At 61.3% G+C, this 18,121-nt stretch carries 11 protein-coding genes; 8 read left to right on the top strand and 3 right to left on the bottom strand.

Annotation, left to right across the window (positions count from 1 at the left end):
- Entirely contained in the window at positions 1–834 is an 834-nt protein-coding gene (locus ACMGF5_RS23725; protein WP_119687180.1) for a phosphatase PAP2 family protein, read from the top strand.
- 336 nt (positions 835–1,170) lie between these two features.
- Here ACMGF5_RS23725 and ACMGF5_RS23720 read toward each other — a convergent pair whose 3' ends face one another.
- From ACMGF5_RS23720 to ACMGF5_RS23710, 3 genes are all read right to left on the bottom strand, one after another.
- Positions 1,171–2,958 carry a thiamine pyrophosphate-requiring protein gene (locus ACMGF5_RS23720; protein WP_119687179.1) on the bottom strand — a complete coding sequence of 596 codons (1,788 nt, stop codon included), beginning with the start codon at positions 2,956–2,958 and terminating at the stop codon, positions 1,171–1,173.
- Between the two features lie 161 nt (positions 2,959–3,119).
- Complete coding sequence (gene leuS / locus ACMGF5_RS23715; RefSeq protein ID WP_119687178.1) at positions 3,120–5,714, bottom strand: leucine--tRNA ligase; 2,595 nt, start codon at positions 5,712–5,714, stop codon at positions 3,120–3,122.
- Between the two features lie 671 nt (positions 5,715–6,385).
- On the bottom strand, positions 6,386–7,300 hold the full coding sequence (locus ACMGF5_RS23710) for a LysR family transcriptional regulator (RefSeq protein WP_012314827.1): 915 nt from the start codon (positions 7,298–7,300) through the stop codon (positions 6,386–6,388).
- A 205-nt stretch (positions 7,301–7,505) separates the two neighbouring features.
- On the opposite strand from ACMGF5_RS23710, the gene ACMGF5_RS23705 reads away from it, so the two are divergent.
- From ACMGF5_RS23705 to pgm, 7 genes are all read left to right on the top strand, one after another.
- A complete protein-coding gene (locus ACMGF5_RS23705; RefSeq protein WP_119687177.1) occupies positions 7,506–8,528 on the top strand; it encodes a zinc-dependent alcohol dehydrogenase family protein in 1,023 nt (340 codons plus the stop codon).
- A 537-nt stretch (positions 8,529–9,065) separates the two neighbouring features.
- A complete protein-coding gene (locus ACMGF5_RS23700; RefSeq protein WP_119687176.1) occupies positions 9,066–10,451 on the top strand; it encodes a hypothetical protein in 1,386 nt (461 codons plus the stop codon).
- Positions 10,441–11,787: an aminotransferase class I/II-fold pyridoxal phosphate-dependent enzyme gene (locus ACMGF5_RS23695; protein ID WP_174141898.1), complete on the top strand. Its 1,347-nt coding sequence runs from the start codon at positions 10,441–10,443 to the stop codon at positions 11,785–11,787. Before ACMGF5_RS23700 ends, ACMGF5_RS23695 begins: the two co-directional genes overlap by 11 nt.
- A 62-nt stretch (positions 11,788–11,849) precedes the next feature.
- Positions 11,850–12,341, top strand: coding sequence for a GNAT family N-acetyltransferase (locus ACMGF5_RS23690; protein ID WP_115274579.1), 492 nt, complete (start codon positions 11,850–11,852; stop codon positions 12,339–12,341).
- 112 nt (positions 12,342–12,453) lie between these two features.
- Positions 12,454–14,103 carry a VRR-NUC domain-containing protein gene (locus ACMGF5_RS23685; RefSeq protein ID WP_119687174.1) on the top strand — a complete coding sequence of 550 codons (1,650 nt, stop codon included), beginning with the start codon at positions 12,454–12,456 and terminating at the stop codon, positions 14,101–14,103.
- On the top strand, positions 14,100–16,361 hold the full coding sequence (locus ACMGF5_RS23680) for an ATP-dependent DNA helicase (protein ID WP_119687173.1): 2,262 nt from the start codon (positions 14,100–14,102) through the stop codon (positions 16,359–16,361). Before ACMGF5_RS23685 ends, ACMGF5_RS23680 begins: the two co-directional genes overlap by 4 nt.
- A gap of 86 nt (positions 16,362–16,447) precedes the next feature.
- On the top strand, positions 16,448–18,085 hold the full coding sequence (gene pgm, locus ACMGF5_RS23675) for a phosphoglucomutase (alpha-D-glucose-1,6-bisphosphate-dependent) (RefSeq protein WP_119687172.1): 1,638 nt from the start codon (positions 16,448–16,450) through the stop codon (positions 18,083–18,085).
- Positions 18,086–18,121 lie beyond the last annotated feature (36 nt).

Here is an 18,121-nt window from a genome sequence, read left to right as displayed (position 1 = left end):
ATGCAGCTTTCTCGCCGTACTGCCTTCTATGCGAGCAACCTGGGCATACCGCTGTTGCTGGCCGTGATCGTCTTCCTGCTATTCGATATAACTCACCTGGACCAACAGATCAGTAATTTGCTGCTCGATCCAGCGACCGGCCAATTCCCATTGCTGCACAATCAATGGTTCGAAAAAGCAACCCACAAGCTGCCACGCGTTCTGCCGAACTGGACAGGGGAACTGGCGATTATTGGCAGCCTGCTTTCCTTTGTCTGGCCGCTGAGCGCGAAGTTTCCTCACCTGGTCTCAAGCCGGCTTTTTCAAGCAACCCGCATCGGGACTGCTTTGCGATTTACCACACGTTATCGCAGAGACTTTTTCTATGTTGTGGTGACGTTCGCGGCATGCACTGGAGTGATCCACTACCTTAAGAGCCACACCGGCATCTACTGTCCAGTGGAGACAACTCTTTACGGCGGAGCAGCACCCCATAAGGAGTGGTTCACCCACTTCCATTGGCTGGATAAGGCCCCCGCTGGCCGGTGCTGGCCGGGCGGCCATGCCTCCAGTGCCTTTACGTTGTTGGCCGTTTATTTCGTGGCCCTCCGACACCGATGGCCGCATACACGCAAACTCCTGGTAGTCATCCTCTCGCTCGGCTTCGTGTACGGCACCACCCGTGTATTGCAAGGCTGGCACTATATGTCACATACCTTCTGGGCCGGGATTTTCGTCTGGCTAACTGCCTGGACGAGCGCATTGTTGTTTTACGGACGTCCCGCGTTGCAGATCGCACCACAGGAAATTGAAAGCCAGGCATCGATGGTCGTCATCGATGCTACTGAACCCTGAAGCAGTAAGTGGAAACGGTCTCTATGACTGGATGGCAGCCGGATCGAGATCGAGGTTTTTGCTCAGAACTCAAGGCGCACGATAAAACGTCAAGGGCGCTGACTTTTTCGCCGAACAATGCACTAGTGTACTGTCTCAAAAATAAATATCTCTGTTCTAGCTACGCTTCCAAAGATCCGTGCTCTATGGGGCGATGTCACGGGCGCCAATGGTATGTATCGATGCACACCGGGCAAGCTGGCGCGCTGCGCCCCTGCAGCGCGTGTCTGTTTGCTCGGCGCGTCATCGTTGCTATCACTCACGCCTGCTTGGCTGATTGCTGGCCAGAGGATTGCGTCACTTCTTGCCGGGAAGCACCGAGCTCAATACCTGCTTGGCTGTCTGGACCATGACGCTGGGCTGGTCCGGGTCGCCCTTGAACAAAGAGCCGGCGAGTTTCTTCGCCTGTTCGAGTTTGATATGAGGCGGCAAGGGCGGCACGTTGGGGTCGGTCTTGAACTCGATCAATACCGGCCGATCGGCGCTTAGCGCGCGTTCCCAGGCCGTTGCGACGTCATCTTCACGGTCGACGAAAATGCCCTCCAGGCCGATGGAGATGGCAAACAGGTGATAAGGCACGTCAGGGATCGTCTGGGACGCCTCGAACTTGGGATCGCCCTCCATCACACGTTGCTCCCAGGTGACCTGGTTGAGGTCCTCGTTATTGAACACCGCGCAGATCCATTGCGGGTTCTCCCACTGCTGCCAGTACTTGGCTACGGTAATCAGCTCGGCCAGGTTGCTCATCTGCATCGCGCCATCGCCGACCAGTGCAACCACCGGGCGCTGCGGATGGGCGAACTTGGCGGCGATGGCGTACGGTACCGCGGCGCCCATGCAGGCCAGGCCGCCTGACAGCGAGCACTGCATGCCTTGCCGAATTTGCAGGTCACGGGCATACCAGTTAGCGCAGGAACCGGAGTCGCTGGTCACCAGGGTGTTGTCGGGCAGGCGAGGGGACAGCTCGTACACCACGCGTTGCGGGTTTATCGGGTCCGCCTTGACCATTGCGCGTTTGGCCAGGGTCTTGTCCCAACGTGCGCGCCAGCCTTCGACTTTCTTACGCCAGCGGCGGTCGGATTTTGTCTCGAGCAATGGCAGCAACGCGCGCAAGGTCTCCCCTGCATCACCCAGCAGGTTAACCTCCATCGGGTAACGCAGGCTTAGCATGTCTGGCTGAAGGTCGATCTGCACCCCACGGGCCTGGCCCTCCTTGGGCAGGAACTCGGAATAGGGGAACCCTGAGCCGATCATCAGCAAGGTGTCGCATTCGGCCATCAGCTGGTAGCTCGGTTCGGTGCCCAGCAAGCCGATGGCGCCGGTCACCCACGGCAGGTCATCGGGCAAGGCGGCCTTGCCCAGTAGCGCCTTTGCCACACCTGCGCCGAGTGTGTCGGCGATTTCGATGATCTCTTCGGTAGCCTGCAAGGCACCGGCTCCGACCAGAATGGCCACTTTGCGCCCAGCGTTGAGTACCTCGGCGGCACGCTGCAGGTCGCTGTCGTAGGGCACCACCTTGGGCTTGCTGTAACCAACGCCGGAATGCACGGTGCCATGGGCGCGGGCCGGTTCCTGGTAGGGCAGGTCCTGCAGGTCATTGGGCAGGATCACCGCCGTCACACGCCGTTCGCCGACGGCAGTGCGCACGGCACGGTCGAGTAAATGGCGTACCTGCGAGGGTGTGGAGGCTTGTTGCACGAATGCACCGGCCACATCCTTGAACATCGACAGCAAGTCCAGTTCCTGTTGATAGTGGCCGCCCAAAGCCGCTCGGGCTTGCTGGCCGACGATGGCCAGCACTGGCATGTGGTCCATGCGGGCGTCATACAGCCCGGTGAGCAAGTGCGATGCGCCAGGCCCGGAGGTGGCAATGCACACGCCCAGTTCACCGGTGAACTTGGCATGGGCGCAGGCCATGAATGCTGCCATTTCCTCGTGGCGGGCCTGGATGAATTCAATCTTGCCGTTGGCCCGGCTCAACGCGCCGAATACACCGTTGATACCGTCGCCGGGGTAGCCGAAGATGCGCCGCACCCCCCATTGATACAAGCGCTCTACCAGAAAGTCGCCTACCGTGCCTGTCATTGCCTTCTCCCGTTCGCTGGTCGATAGGGGTCTGGACTTGGCGCGGTTTAGGAAAGTTTCAACTGATATGCTTGCCTGCGCGGGTCAGCCGCCGTTTCAAGCGTTTTGGTCCTGGACCTTGAGTCGCACTGACCTGGCGTCTTCAGGGGCAGTCAGCAAGGTCAGACGATGAAGTTCACCAATCTGTTAGGTACCACTATCATTCTCTCAGCGCCTTCCAGATATTTGCTCAACACCGCATCGCAGAGTGCCTGGCGACGGATCGTGTCATGGTCGGCGTCTGCCTGGACGAGGATTTCCCCACGCAGCTTGCCATTGACCTGCACCATCATCCTCACTTCATCCCGTTTCAGCGCTTCGCTGTCTGGGGTCGGCCAGGCACTGTCATAGATCGCGCCAGGGAACGCCAGCTCTTCCCATAGTACTTGGGAAATATGCGGCGTCACCGGATGCAGCACCTGGAGGAGAATGGACATGGTCTCCCGGCAGACTTGGCGGCCAGCGCCGCGGGCTCCTTCGAGCACCTTGAGCATCTTCATCGCGCCCGATACGACGGTGTTGTACTGCAGGCGCTCATAATCGTAATTGATCTGTTGCAGCAAGCCATGGGTCTCGAAACGTACACGGCTAGCTTGCGCGGCATCCGTCGCCAGGTCGTCAACTTCGTTCCAGCGAGCTTGCTCGTCAACGGCAAAGTTCCAGAGACGGCGCAGGAAGCGATAAGCCCCTTCGACACCGCTGTCGCTCCAGATCGTGCTCTGGTCCGGAGGCCCTGCGAAAATGGTGAACAGGCGGGCGGTGTCCGCGCCGAATCGGTTGATGATCTCCTTGGGCTCGACCACGTTGTTCTTCGATTTGGACATCTTCTCCACGCCGCCCAGGCATACGGGCATGCCATCCTCGATCGCTGTGGCGTTGACCGGACGGCCCTTCTCATCGTAGTGAACCGATATCTCGGACGGGTAGAACCAGCGCCGGCTGCCGTCTTCGGCCTTGCGGTAGTAACTCTCCCGCAGCAGCATGCCCTGAGTGAACAGGTTCTTGAACGGCTCACTGAAGTCAACCAATCCCTCGTCGCGCATCGCCTTGGTCCAGAACCTGGCGTAGAGCAGGTGCAGAACCGCATGTTCGATGCCGCCGATGTACTGGTCGATGGGCATCCAGTAGCGATTGCCAGATCCGACCATTGCGGTATGGCAGTCCGGGTCGCAGTAGCGCATGAAGTACCAACTGGAGTCGACGAAGGTATCCATGGTGTCCGTCTCCCGAAGCGCGGGCGCGGCACAACGCGGGCATGCGACGTGGCGGAACGCATCATGCTGCTGAAGCGGGTTGCCACTGCCGTCGGGAATGCAGTCAGTCGGCAATACCACTGGCAGGTCTGCGTAAGGCACCGGAACATCGCCACAGCATTCGCAATGGATGATTGGAATCGGTGTTCCCCAGTAACGCTGCCGGGAGATGCCCCAGTCACGCAAACGCCAGGTGATGGTTTGCTCCCCGCATCCGCGCTCGGCCAGGGCATCGAAGATCGCCAGGGACGCCTGCTCCACAGTGAGGCCATCGTACGCGCCTGAATTGATCAGGCGACCTTCCCGACTGGCATAGCGATCCGACCATGCGGCAGGGTCATAGGCCGCCCCTTCGACAGTGATGACGGGGCGCACGGGCAAGCCGTACTGCCGTGCAAAGTCGAAATCACGCTCATCGTGGGCCGGCACTCCCATCAAGGCGCCTTCGCCGTACTCATCGAGCACATAATTGGTGATCCAGACGGCGACTGGCTCGCCAGTCAATGGGTGCTCGACGTGCAAGCCGCTCGGGATGCCGAGCTTCGCTTGTGCACCAGCGGCAGGGCTGGCCTGTGCCGACTGCCGACACGCCTGCACCTGTGGTTCGAGCCCAGGCTCAAGCGCGATGGCTCGCTGGGCCAGGGGATGATCAGGGGAAACAGCGCAGAAAGTCACACCCATCAGCGTTTCGACGCGCGTGGTGAATACCCACAGCTTGCCCGCGTTGATCAACTGCCCGCTGGCATCTTCGATCGCGTGGAGGAAGGCCAGGCGCGTGCCACTGGCCTTGCCAATCCAGTTGCGTTGCATGCTGCGAACCATGGCCGGCCAGCCTTCCAGGGTATCGATAGCCGACAGCAGCTCTTCGCCATACTGCGTAATGCGCAGGTAGTAGCCGGGAATCTCGCGCTTCTCCACCAGTGCCCCTGATCGCCAGCCCCGTCCATCTACCACTTGCTCATTGGCCAGCACGGTTTGGTCGATGGGGTCCCAGTTGACGATCTGAGTTTTCTTGTAGGCCACGCCCTTTTCCAGCAGCTTCAGGAAGAACCACTGGTTCCACTTGTAGTATTGCGGATCGCAGGTGGCAATTTCCCGCGACCAGTCGAACGCCAGGCCGAGCGGTTGCATCTGGGATTTCATGTCGGCGATGTTCATTCGAGTCCATTCGGCTGGAGGCACGCCCGACTGCATTGCGGCGTTTTCCGCCGGAAGGCCGAATGCATCCCACCCCATTGGCATCAGGACGTTGTAGCCCTTCATCCGCAAGTGGCGGGCCAGCATGTCATTGATCGTATAATTGCGCACATGGCCCATGTGCAGCTTCCCGGAAGGGTATGGCAGCATGGAGCAGGCATAGAATTTTGGCCGGCTTTGGTCTTCGACAGCCTTGAAGACTTCATCGCGAAGCCATTTGGCCTGAACCGTGCTTTCGACCCAGGCGGGATCATACTGCTGTCGCATAGACGCTCCTCGAAGTTACTGGCGCCGAGTGGCAATCAACCGCTCGACTCATGCGTTTTTGTTGGATATCACTCGGCCTACTGAATTTCATCTGCCGCCGGTGCGAGGGATTAGGGCAATCTGACAGAGATCGGATTTGAACAGTCTTCTGACTCTGGGCGGCCTCCCGCCAACCAGCCACGGGGCCACACACTGAAGGCCCGAGGCGGCTTGTATTTGGCCTTCAGCGACCTGTTAGCGTGAAGAGCCTGACCTGCTTTTAAGTTCTGGTCAGTGTCGATAGTGAGTGATTGGTTGGTGAGGTTGAATATGGTCAAGGCCTAACTTTAATGTCAAGCGTTTCTTTCAAGGGTTTGTGGGGGTTGAATAGTGGCGCCGAATTAGCTGTCAGAAAATTCGCAGGAATATGTAAAATTAATTCACGCAATGTTTGTTGTGCTGCGATTCTGGATATCCCTATGATTTCAGATGTAGAGGGTTGTTAGTCCGAGTAGCCATTAGGGTAGATGGCGTCTAGTTGTTGTATGTATTGCCCGGCATGCTATCGATGGTGACAAATTCATGGCGTTTATCATCTTCACCATGGGTTCTGCCAAGTATCCATATGTTGATTTGGCATCACGGGCGGCAATGAGTTTGTAAATGGCCTTGCCGACCGAGCTCGCTATTTTTTACAGGCTATCCGGATCCCCAAAGAACATCTGTATCCGCGACCTTAACCAGCGCTCCGCCGGGTCATTGTCCTGCGCCCCTCGCCAGGCCATGTGCAACTCGAAGCTGCGCACCGCTATCGGCAGGTCTTCAGCCCGCAACCCGCCCGCAGCAGTCAATGCATCAGCGGTGTAATCGGGCACCGTGGCAACGATGTCGGTGCCCGCCAGCAGGCTGCCCAGGCCGTTGAATTGCGGCACGGCCAGGACCACATGGCGCTTGCGGCCGATCTCTTCCAGCGCTTCGTCGATGAAACCGGACAAGTCACCTGCGAACGACACCAGTGCATGCGGCCGTGCGCAGAAGTCGTCGAGGGTGATGCTGCCGGGCACGCTGTCGGCACGCAGCAGCTTGGGCATGCTGCGGCGCAGCACCTTGCGCTTGGCGTTGGCGGGCAGTTCGCTGGTGTAGCTCACCCCCACCGAGATCTCACCGGAGGCCAGCAGGGTAGGCATCAGCAGGTAATTGACCCGGCGCACTACCAGCACGATGCCGGGCGCCTCGGCGCGGATGCGCTTGAGCAGCTGCGGCAACAGGGCGAATTCGGCGTCGTCCGACAGGCCGATGCGGAACACCGCGTTGCTGGTGGCCGGGTCGAATTCGGCGGCGCGGCTGACCGCGGTGGAGATGGAATCCAGCGCCGGCGACAGCAGGGCGAAGATTTCATGTGCTCGCGCTGACGGCTCCATGCTGCGGCCGGTGCGCACGAACAGCGGGTCGTCGAACAGGTTGCGCAGGCGCGACAGCGCCGCGCTGATCGCCGGCTGGCCGAGGAACAGCTTCTCGGCGGCACGGGTCACGCTACGCTCATGCATCAGGGTTTCGAACACGATCAGCAGGTTGAGGTCTACGCGACGCAGGTCGTTTCGATTCATCGGTGCGCTTCGCCTAAAGTGGGGCAGGGGTGAATCTTAAGGCCAAAGGCTGTTAACCTGCACCGATTTGTGGGGCCAATGCACAGAAATGTAAGGTGCCCAATCGATGACAGGCATGTCGACTATTAATAGCCACTGATGGTCTAACGGCAAAAGCCCGGATAAAGTCCGTGGTAATACGAGATTCACAAAGGCGAGGTATGCGATGTCCCGCATGATCCGGTTCCACAAGTTCGGCGCTGCCGAAGTGCTCCGCTGCGAGGAGCAGGCCGAACCGTCAGCTGCTGTCGGCGAGGTGCAGATCCGCGTCGAGGCCATTGGCGTGAGCTGGTACGACGTGCTTTGGCGGCAGAACCTGGCGCCGTCCCAGGCCCGCCTGCCAGCGGGGATCGGCCACGAGATGGCCGGTGTGGTGACTGCGGTGGGTGAAGGTGTCGATGACATTGCAGTGGGCGACCGGGTGGCCAGCTTCCCGGCGACCAGCGCCAATGATCACCCGGTGTACGGGGATGTGATCGTTCTGCCGCGTACGGCGATTACCCGTTACCCGGACATCCTCACCCCGATCGAAGCCAGCGTGCATTACACGCCGCTGTTGATCGCTTACTTCGCCTACGTCGACCTGGCCAGGGCCAAGGCCGGGCAGACTGCACTGGTCACCGATGCCAGCCATTGCGCAGGGCCCGCCTTCGTACAGCTGGGCAAGGCCTTGGGGCTCAAGGTGTTCGCTGCCACCAAGGAGCCGGAGCAGCGCGAATACCTGTTGGGCCTGGGCGCTGACAAGGTGATCGTCACCGAAGAGCAGGACTTGCTCCTGCAGGTGGGCAAGTACACCGACGGGCGCGGTGTGGACATGGTCCTCGACGGCATGGGCGGCCCGCAGATGTCACTGCTCGGCGATGTACTCGCGCCACGCGGCAGCCTGGTGCTTTATGGCCTGCAGGGTGGTAACCAGACACCATTCCCGGCCTGTGCGGCGTTCCAGAAGAACATCCAGTTCTACGTTCACTGCATCGGTAACTTCACCGGCAAGCCGGAACTGGGCATTAGTCAGGACCAGGTTGCGCTGCAGCGTGCCCTGCGTGATATCAACCAGTTCACGGCAGACCAGTTGCTGACACCGCAGATCATCAAGGTGTATCCGTTTGATCAAGTGGTTGAAGCGCACCGGTATATGGATGAGTGTCCTTGTGGCGGCAGAGTGGTGCTGGACTTGGCGGCGGGCTGATATACGCTGGATCTAAAGGAAACCCGGGCTTGGCTCGGGTTTTTTTTCGAGAGTTCACAGCTTGATGGTCCTCCCCGACAATCCGTGAATAGTCTCTTGCTAGGACTTTTCCTACGATTAACTAGTATCCGTCCTACATAAAAAAATATTGCCACCTCGCGTGCATGCAAATGCCTTGAAAAGTCTTTCTCTTTGAAAACTTCCCCGTGTCGAGCGCACAGTGAGTTGCCATTCGGCTGAATGGTTTTTTTACCGGCGTCTGTATCTGTTAATCGTTGAGCAACGCTTGATAATGGCGTAATGATGCTTTACGCAAGGAGCGTGCAATGGAGAAGATCAACCCTGGTTTTTGGTGTTTTGGCGCGGCGGAGGGCTCACGCAGGGGTTCATTTCTCTCAATGGCATGGCGACAGTAATTCGTCACTTCAATTTCTCTTAAAGTTTTGTAGGAAATTTCTTCAGGCTTGATTCGCCGCCTATTGACTCATGAAAAAGTGCATTGTTGGCGGTGGAAAGAATGAAGTAGTGAGGTGACATGTGAGCAATATCCACGACCAAGCTATGCACCATATTTACCAACAGGTGCTGGATCGCGTGTTGGGCCATATGTCCCAGGTCCAGCGCGCCTCTTTGCAGCTGTTGGTCCAGCGTTTGCTGGTAGCCGCAGGTGGCCCGGAATATATCGGTACGTTCAGGTTGCTCGTGCTGCTAGGCGCAGACTGCCATAGCGCCCGGCTGCTGGCGGTCTTGCGTGCGGCCCAGTTGAGTATTGCCCAGCGTGCACCTGTCACCTTTCAGTTGCAGGTAGTGGCGGTGTGCTTACCCGCGGCCAGCAACGCGCTTCTTGAGCAACATGAGCGTGTGTTCAGTACCTTGTTTCTGCATGACGATCCACGGGTGCAGCTCCAGATGCTCGAAGCCGGGCAGGTGGTTTCGTTCAGCCGAAGGCCCTATCTGGCGCTCGAACCCTGGGCGCTGGCGCGCGACGCCTTGCTTGTGTTCGGTCATCTTGTCGATGCGCGGCCCGAAGCACTTTTGGGCAGTCGCATGCACCTGGAACTGGGTGCAGCGCTGTGTCTGGCGCTTGACGGCCAGCCGGCAGTCGATGCAATGGTCACCGCCATGCCTGCGCGACAGCGCCTGCGTTACCTGGCGTGGGCCCGCAGGGGTCTGCGCCAGGCCGGTGACGGGGGGAGGGCGAACCTGCATCAGTGCATGGCGACGCTTGCCGAGCGGTTGAGTCAGTTGCACAACACGGCCGGCACTTCACTTGGCGAGCCGGAAAAACCGGTTACCGAGCGTCACTCGGACCTTCCGGTCAGGCTCATTACCCTCGACGACCTGTTGCCCCAGCTACTGAGTGAAGGTGAGCTGGACTTGATGATGGAGTGCCACTTCGAGCCTGTGCAGAAGGCCATGCCACTGGCCAGTTTTCTCGACCCGCTGGCGTTGGCCCAGTTGCATGAGCTGCGGTCGCGCTGCAATGCTCCTGTTGAGTCAGGCCCGGCGCCGCGTCTGCATTGCGAAAGGGCGCTAGCACAGGCATCGCAGCAAAGCCGTTTTGCCAAGGCCTATGGCCTTGAGCACACTCAGCTCGTTTGCATGTTCCACAGCCCATTCGCCAACAAGGGGCGCAGGTTGGAGCGCTTTCTGCAATGCTGCCACGCCGATATGCTGGTGGCACTGCCTTATCTGCATCGCGTCATGCAGGGCAAACCTTGTCCCGATCCCGTCAAGGATTGGTTGGTAAACATCAGTGGTTTGTCCCTTGCTCAATTGCGAGCTATTTACGAAGGGCGTTTGCATCACAGCGCCTGGCCCTTGCTGGCAAACCTGGCACGGCGTGATGTGCATCTGGCGCTACTGGCCTGCCGGCCCGCTGCTGGTTTGACTGCCTGTGGGGGCTTACCTGATGGGGCGTGAATTCGCTTACCAGTCGGTGTATCGATATCTGCAAGCGCTTATCGATGAGGCCGCGCGGGGAGGGGAGCGCCGTTTGCCCTCACTGCGTGCCCTGTCGCGGCACCTGCGCGTTTCACTGGCCACTGTACAAACAGCCTACGGGTTGTTGGAACATGAAGGGCGGGTGCTGTCGGTGCCTAAATCCGGGTACTTTGTGCCGGCCGGTGCCATCACCGGCGTGACGGCCACTGCAGAGTCGGACCAGGCCATGCTGGCGCATCCGGCGATGGAGCGTGCGTTGTTCGCTCACGAAAGACGGCTGGCGCGACAGCGTGCACGTTCATTGCCCGGTACCCAGAGCTCGGGAGAGGTTCGCCTGCGGCATGTATTGGCCGAACGTTACACTCGATCGTCCCGGCAATCCTGGCGTGCTGAAGATGTGCACCTGGGGCCCGACATGCAGGCTTTGCTGGAAACGCTGCTCGAAGCATTGGCGTTGCATGGCAGCACGGTGCTGGTCGCATCGCCGTGCTGCTGGCGTTTGCTGAGGGTTTTGCAGCGCTTTGGCTTGCATGTGCTGGAGATGCCCGTCGACAACCACGGCAGCCCTGACCTCGGCAGCCTGGCTCGCTTGTTGGGGCGTGAGTCGGTGCGCATGATGGTCATGCCGTCATGCCTTGGCATGCCTACGGGGCGGTTGATGTCGCAACAGGACCAGCGGCAGATTGCCCATTTGCTGGCCTCGCATCCTGTCTGGCTGCTGGAAAACGATCTGGACAGCGAGCACTGTTTCGACACCCCTCCGGGGGCACGTTTGCGTGACTGGGTCGACCAGCGGTGGCTGTTGGTGCTGGGGTCGCTGCAAGCGTTGGTCGGTGCCGAGGCCCCCTATGCGTATGTGCTGGGCCTGCATGGCACCCTTGGCGAAAGGTTTTCCCGACGAGCCTTCCAGCTACCTCCTGTGCGTCAGCAGGCCTTGGCGCAGATGCTCAGCAACGGCGAGGTCGACGGGCAATTGAGCCGACGTCGGCTGGAGCTGCGCAAGCGTATGGAGCATTTATGCCATCAACTCAATGTTTGCCTGGGCGGGAAGCTGGCCTTTGACATGCCTGACGGGGGGTATGTCCTGTGGGTGCGCATGCTTGAGCCAATCGCCTTGGATCGCGTTTCGCCAGCTTTGTCTGGTCCGGCCTTGCAAGTACTGGCAGGTGCGCGGTTCAGCGTGCAGGGGCGTTATCAGCACTACCTGGCGCTCACCTGGGCAGGCGACCGACCAGAAGCGCTGAGCGAGGCGCTCTACCGGTTGAAACAGGTGCTGGCGCCGCGTCGAGGACGGCAGGCTGGCAGCAAAAGCTGATCGCCAGCCCTGGCGTGTCACGTATCATGGCGCCCTGTTCATTCATATTCAGGAGCCTCTGCATGGGCACCCCACATTTTCGCCAACCTGTTCCCCAGGATGCCGAACGCTGCTACGAGATTGAAATTGGCGCGTACGAGGGGGATGAAGCCGCGACCCTTGAAAAGATCCGCACCCGTATCGCGCAGTACCCAGAGGGTTTCCTCCTGCTTGAGGTCGACGGCAAGGTCGTGGGCTTCATCAACAGTGGCTGTGCCCACGAGGTGGTGATGTCCGATGAGGCCTTCAAGGAGCTGGTAGGCCATGACCCGGCGGCCGCGAATGTGGTGATCATGTCCGTCGTGGTGGACCCGGCTTGTCAGGGCAAGGGTTACGCGAAATTGCTGATGAATACGTTCGTGCAGCGGATGGCTGCGCTCGAGAAGCGCACCATCCACCTGATGTGCAAGCAGCAGCACGTCGAGTTGTACCGCAAGATGGGCTACCAGTACGTGAAGCCATCGCCTTCGGACCACGGCGGCATGGCCTGGCATGAGATGGTCATGGCGCTCTGACGTGGCTCAAGCGCCATTGGTCGGTTGTTTGCCAGCCTGACCCACGGGGCTTGCCAGTAGGCGTTATCTGTATGTATAAACAGTGTCCGTTCCTGCTGCCCGACCCCGCCCTGTGATCGCCCATTCCGTCGACGACCCGCTCTACTACCTGCATAACTTCCGCCAGGTGCTGCTGTGGGTCGAACACCGCTATGCCGACCTGCTCGATACCCAGGAGCTGGCTTTCATCCATGCATTTGCCAGGATCGAAGAGCCAGCCCAGGCGCTGCTGGTGCGCATGGTGATGCGCAAGGGCGAGCTGTTTCGCAGTGACCGGCTGGACTATGCCGAGATCGGCGATACGCATGCGGCCTTGCAGCCACTGCAGGCGTTGGGCTGGGTGCGTGAACCCGAGCAGTTGAGCCTGGAACAGTTGTTCGCCCTGCTGCGCAAGGAGGAACTGGCCAGCGGTTTTGCAGGCCTTCTGAGCCGACCGCGTGCGGCCAAAAGCGATCTGCTCGCGCAACTTCAAGCCTTGGAGCTGGCGCCCAGGTCACTGTCCGATTGGTTCGCCAGTGCCCCGGTGGGCATCGTGCAGTGGTGCCTGCAGCCGCTGTGCGATCGCATGCGCCTGCTGTTCTTTGGCAACCTGTACCAGGACTGGTCCGATTTTGTCCTTGCCGACCTGGGCGTGCTGCGTTTCGAGCAAGTGCCATTCAGCCCCGCCTCGCGTGCCTTGCAGCAGCGCAGCGACGTTGATCTGGCCATGGCTTTGCACCAGTGCGCCGAGCGTCTGGAGTTGGCTGAGGCACCTGCGTCGATCCTTCAGGCGTTGGCGGGCTGGCGCAGCGACAACCCCTGGCTGGCCCGCCGTCACGCGCGCTTGCTGTTTGCCCTGGGCCAGCAGTGCGAGCGCCTTGGCGACTGGGACCTGGCATTGACGGTGTATGCCCAGAGCAGCCATGCCCAAGCGCGCATCCGCCAGGTGCGGGTGCTGGAGCGCAGCGAGCGCTGGCAAGAGGCGCATGCCCTGGCCCTGCACCTGGCCCAAACGCCTGCCAATGCCCTGGAAGTGCAGGCGCTTGAGCGCATGGTGCCGCGCCTGGTGCGCAAACTAGGCGGGCCGGCGCAGCGCCGGCGGCGTGCCACACCCGCGCAGGTGATCGAGCTCGAGCTGCCTCGCGAGCAGGCCGCGTTGGGTGTCGAGGAGGCTGTTCGGCAGCACCTGGCGCAAGCAGGCGGGCAGGTTCACTACGTCGAGAACACGCTGCTCACCAGCCTGTTCGGGCTGTTGTGCTGGGACGCGATCTTCGCCCCGATTCCCGGCGCGTTCTTCAACCCCTTCCAGGCTGCACCGCAAGACCTGCACGACTGCGACTTCCAGCAGCGGCGCGCCGTACAGTTCGATGCTTGTCTGGGCCGGCTCGACGACGGCTCGCATCAGCAGGCCATCCTCGACTGCTATGCCGCCAAGCAAGGGCTGCAATCGCCGTTCGTGTTCTGGCAGATGCTCAACCATGCCTTGCTCGTGCAGGCATTGGCCTGCCTGCCCGCGGCGCACCTCAAGCAGTGTTTCCTGCGCCTGCTGCAAGACATACGCAACAACCGCACCGGCATGCCTGACCTGATCCAGTTCTGGCCGGAGCAGGGGCGTTACCGCATGGTCGAGGTCAAAGGCCCGGGCGACCGCCTTCAGGACAACCAGTTGCGGTGGCTGGAATTCTGCGCCGAGCACGGCTTGCCGGTGGCTGTCTGTCATGTGCGCTGGAGCGAGGGCGAGTGAGCTATCGCGTGGCGGTGCGCGCTTTGTGTGAGTTCACTGCCAAGGCCGGTGACCTCGACCTGCGCTTCACGCCGTCGCCCACTGCCCAGGAGGGCATCGAGGGCCATCGCCGGGTGGTGGCCAGGCGGGCCGCCGGGTACGAGGCGGAGGTCGCACTCGAAGGCGCTTATCAGGGCTTGCAGGTGCGCGGCCGCGCCGACGGTTATGACCCCGCCGCAAACCGTCTTGAAGAGATCAAGACCTACCGTGGTGACCTGGCCCGTCAACCGGCCAATCATCGCCAACTGCACTGGGCGCAGGCCAAGGTCTATGCCTGGCTGCTGTGCCAGGCGCGGCAGTTGCCCGCCATCGAGGTGGCGCTGGTTTACCTGAACGTGGACAACGACGGCCAGACCTTGATCAGCGAGCATTACAGCGCCGTCGAGCTGCAAGCTTTTTTCGAAACCCAATGCCTGTGTTTTCTGGCCTGGGCCCAAGGGCAAACGCAGCGCCTGGCCGAGCGTGACCGCGGGCTGCAGAGCCTGGGCTTTCCTTACCCGCAGTTTCGCCAAGGCCAGCGGCAACTGGCCGAAACCCTGTACAAGGCGGTCAGCACCGGGCGCTGCCTGATGGCCCAGGCCAGCACCGGTATCGGCAAGACCCTCGGCACGCTGTTCCCGTTGCTCAAGGCCATGGTGCCGCAACAACTCGACAAAGTGTTTTTCCTGACCGCCAAGACCCCAGGCCGAGCACTGGCGCTGGATGCCCTGCAACAGATTACCCGGGCCACGCCGCAGCCCGCGCTGCGCACTCTGGAGCTGATTGCCCGCGACAAGGCCTGCGAGCACCCCGACAAAGCCTGCCATGGCGACGCCTGCCCATTGGCCCAAGGCTTCTACGACCGCCTGCCGGCGGCGCGTGAGGCTGCTGCCCGGTTGCCGTTGCTGGACCGCGCGAACCTGCGCGAGGTGGCCCTGCAACACCAGGTCTGCCCGTACTACCTGGGGCAGGAAATGGCGCGCTGGGTCGATGTACTGGTGGCCGACTACAACTATTACTTTGACGCTCATGCCCTGCTGTTCGGCCTGACACAGGCCAACCAATGGCGCGTTGCGGTGCTGGTCGACGAGGCTCATAACCTGGTGGAGCGTGGCCGCGGCATGTACAGCGCCAGCCTCGACCAGGGGCAGTTGCTGGCGCTGCGCCAGCGCAAACCGCCAGGGCTGGCCAGCGTGCTGGACCGGCTGAACCGCCAATGGAATGCCTTGTACAAGGCGCAGCGAGCGCCTTATCTGGCCACCGAGCAGTTGCCGGACGCCTTTCTACGTGCGCTGCAGCAATGCATCGGGCTGATCCAGGAACGCTTGAACGAGTCGCCCGTCGAAGTGGATACACACATCCTGCAGTTCTATTTTCAGGCGCTGCAGTTCAACCGGGTTGCCGAGCTGTTCGATGAGCATTTCCTGTTCGATGTGAGCCTGCGCGAAGGCCCGCGCCAGCGGCGCCTGGCCACCTTGTGCCTGCGTAACGTAACGCCCGCCAAACTGCTCGGCCCGCGCATGCAGGCAGCGCGCAGCGTGACGTTGTTCTCAGCTACGCTCAGCCCCCGGCATTTCTACACCGACCTGCTCGGCATGCCACCGGATACAGCCTGGCTTGAAGTGGCGGCGCCGTTTCGCGCCGAACAGCTCGAAGTGCGCATCGCCAGCCAGGTCTCTACCCGTTATCACGAACGTCAGGCCTCGCTGGCACCGATCGTTGCGCTGATCGCCGAGCAGTACCAGCGCCAACCCGGCAACTACCTGGCGTTCTTCAGCAGTTTCGAATACTTGCAGCAAGTGCATGCGCTGCTGACCGAGCAGCACCCGGCGATAGCAGCCTGGGCCCAGGCGCCGGGCATGGACGAAGCCGCGCGTCAGGCCTTTCTGGCACGCTTTGCCGCCGACGGGCAGGGCGTTGGCTTTGCCGTGCTGGGCGGGGCTTTTGGCGAAGGCGTCGATCTACCGGGTACCCGGCTGATCGGTGCATTCGTCGCCACCCTCGGGTTACCCCAGGTCAACCCGGTCAACGAACAGTTCAAACAGCGGCTGGGCCGCCAGTTCGGCGCTGGTTTCGACTACGTCTACCTGTACCCCGGCGTACGCAAGGTGATCCAGGCTGCAGGCCGGGTGATTCGCGGCGATCAGGACCGCGGCGTGCTGGTGTTGATCGATCAGCGCTTCGCCGAGCCGCATGTGCAACAGATGTTCCCCAGCTGGTGGCAGATAGCCCGCGAATAATCCTCGGCAAGGCCTTCGCACCTCGTTGCAACTCCCAGTACACTGCGTGTTCCAACTCCAACATCCGTTGAACTCGAGGTTTCTGCATGACGCTCAGTCCTTTGGCAGGCAAGCCGGCTCCGGCCAGCGTGCTGGTCGATATTCCCCGCCTGCTCACCGCTTACTACACCGGCCGCCCCGACGCTGCCGTAGCGGCCCAGCGCGTGGCCTTCGGCACCTCGGGCCACCGGGGCAGTTCGTTCGACCTGAGTTTCAACGAAGACCACGTGCTGGCGATCACCCAGGCCATCTGCCTGTACCGCCAGGAAAAGGGCATCGACGGCCCGTTGTTCATCGGTGCCGATACCCACGCGCTGTCCGCGCCGGCAGCCGCCAGTGCCCTGGAAGTGCTGGCCGCCAATGGCGTGCAGGTAATGCTGTCCAAGGACGATGAATACACCCCGACGCCTGCGGTGTCCCACGCCATCCTGTGCTACAACCGTGGCCGCGATGGCGGGCTGGCCGATGGCATCGTCATCACCCCCTCGCACAACCCGCCGCAGAGCGGTGGCTTCAAATACAACCCGCCCAACGGTGGCCCGGCTGACAGCGATGTGACCAAGTGGGTCGAGGCCAAGGCCAACGAACTGCTGGCCGCAGGCCTTGCCGGCGTCAAGCGCATGGACCATGCGCAGGCCCTCCAGGCCCCGACCACCCAGCGCCACGACTATGTCAGCCATTACGTTGCCGACCTGGAAAACGTCATCGACTTCGACGTCATCCGCAGCGCCAACCTGCGCCTGGGCGTTGACCCGCTGGGTGGGGCAGGGGTGCGTTACTGGTCGGCGATCGCCGAGCACTACAAGCTGAACCTGGAAGTGGTCAACACCGAGGTCGACCCGACCTTCCGCTTCATGACCGTCGACTGGGACGGCCAGATCCGCATGGACCCTTCGTCTCCATACGCCATGCAAGGCCTGATCGGCCTGCGCGAGCGCTTCGATGTGGCGTTTGCCTGCGACCCGGACCACGACCGCCACGGTATCGTCACCGCCGATGGCCTGTTGCAGCCAAACAACTACCTTGCCGTGGCCATCGACTACCTGTACCGCCACCGTCCGCAGTGGCGCAGTGACGCTGCCGTGGGCAAGACGGTGGTGTCCAGCGGCCTGATCGACCGTGTTACCGCATGCCTGGGCCGTGAGTTGTATGAAGTGCCGGTGGGCTTCAAGTACTTTGCCCAGGGGCTGTTCGACGGCTCGTTGGGCTTTGGCGGCGAAGAAAGCGCCGGCGCCTCGTTCCTGCGCAAGGACGGTACGGTCTGGGCTACCGACAAGGATGGCTTGATTCCGGCGCTGCTGGCCGCCGAGATGACTGCACGCACCGGCCGTAATCCAAGCCAGGCCTATGCCGACCTCACGGCGGCGCTGGGCAAGCCGTTCGCTACCCGTGTGGAAGCGAAGGCCGATGCGCGGCAGAAGGCATTGCTGAGCAAGTTGGCGCCGGAGCAGGTCAAGTCGACCGAGCTGGCTGGAGAGCCCATCGAGCAGATCCTCAGCCACGCACCCGGCAATGGCCAGGCCATCGGGGGCCTGAAGGTGATGACCGCCAACGGCTGGTTTGCCGCGCGGCCTTCGGGCACCGAGGACATCTACAAGATCTACGCCGAGAGCTTTATCGACGAGGCGCACCTGCAACGCCTGGTGGCAGAGGCGCAGGTACTGGTGGATGCCGCGATTGCCTGATTGACCCGTGAAGCAGGGCCGCAGCGCGGCCCTGCT

Origin of the sequence: Pseudomonas sp. BNK-15 (genome assembly GCF_047456105.1) — a bacterium.
In the GTDB taxonomy this organism is placed as follows: Bacteria; Pseudomonadota; Gammaproteobacteria; order Pseudomonadales; family Pseudomonadaceae; genus Aquipseudomonas; species Aquipseudomonas putida_E.
Note: the sequence above shows the minus strand (reverse complement) of the source record. Positions and strands in the feature narration are given on the sequence as shown.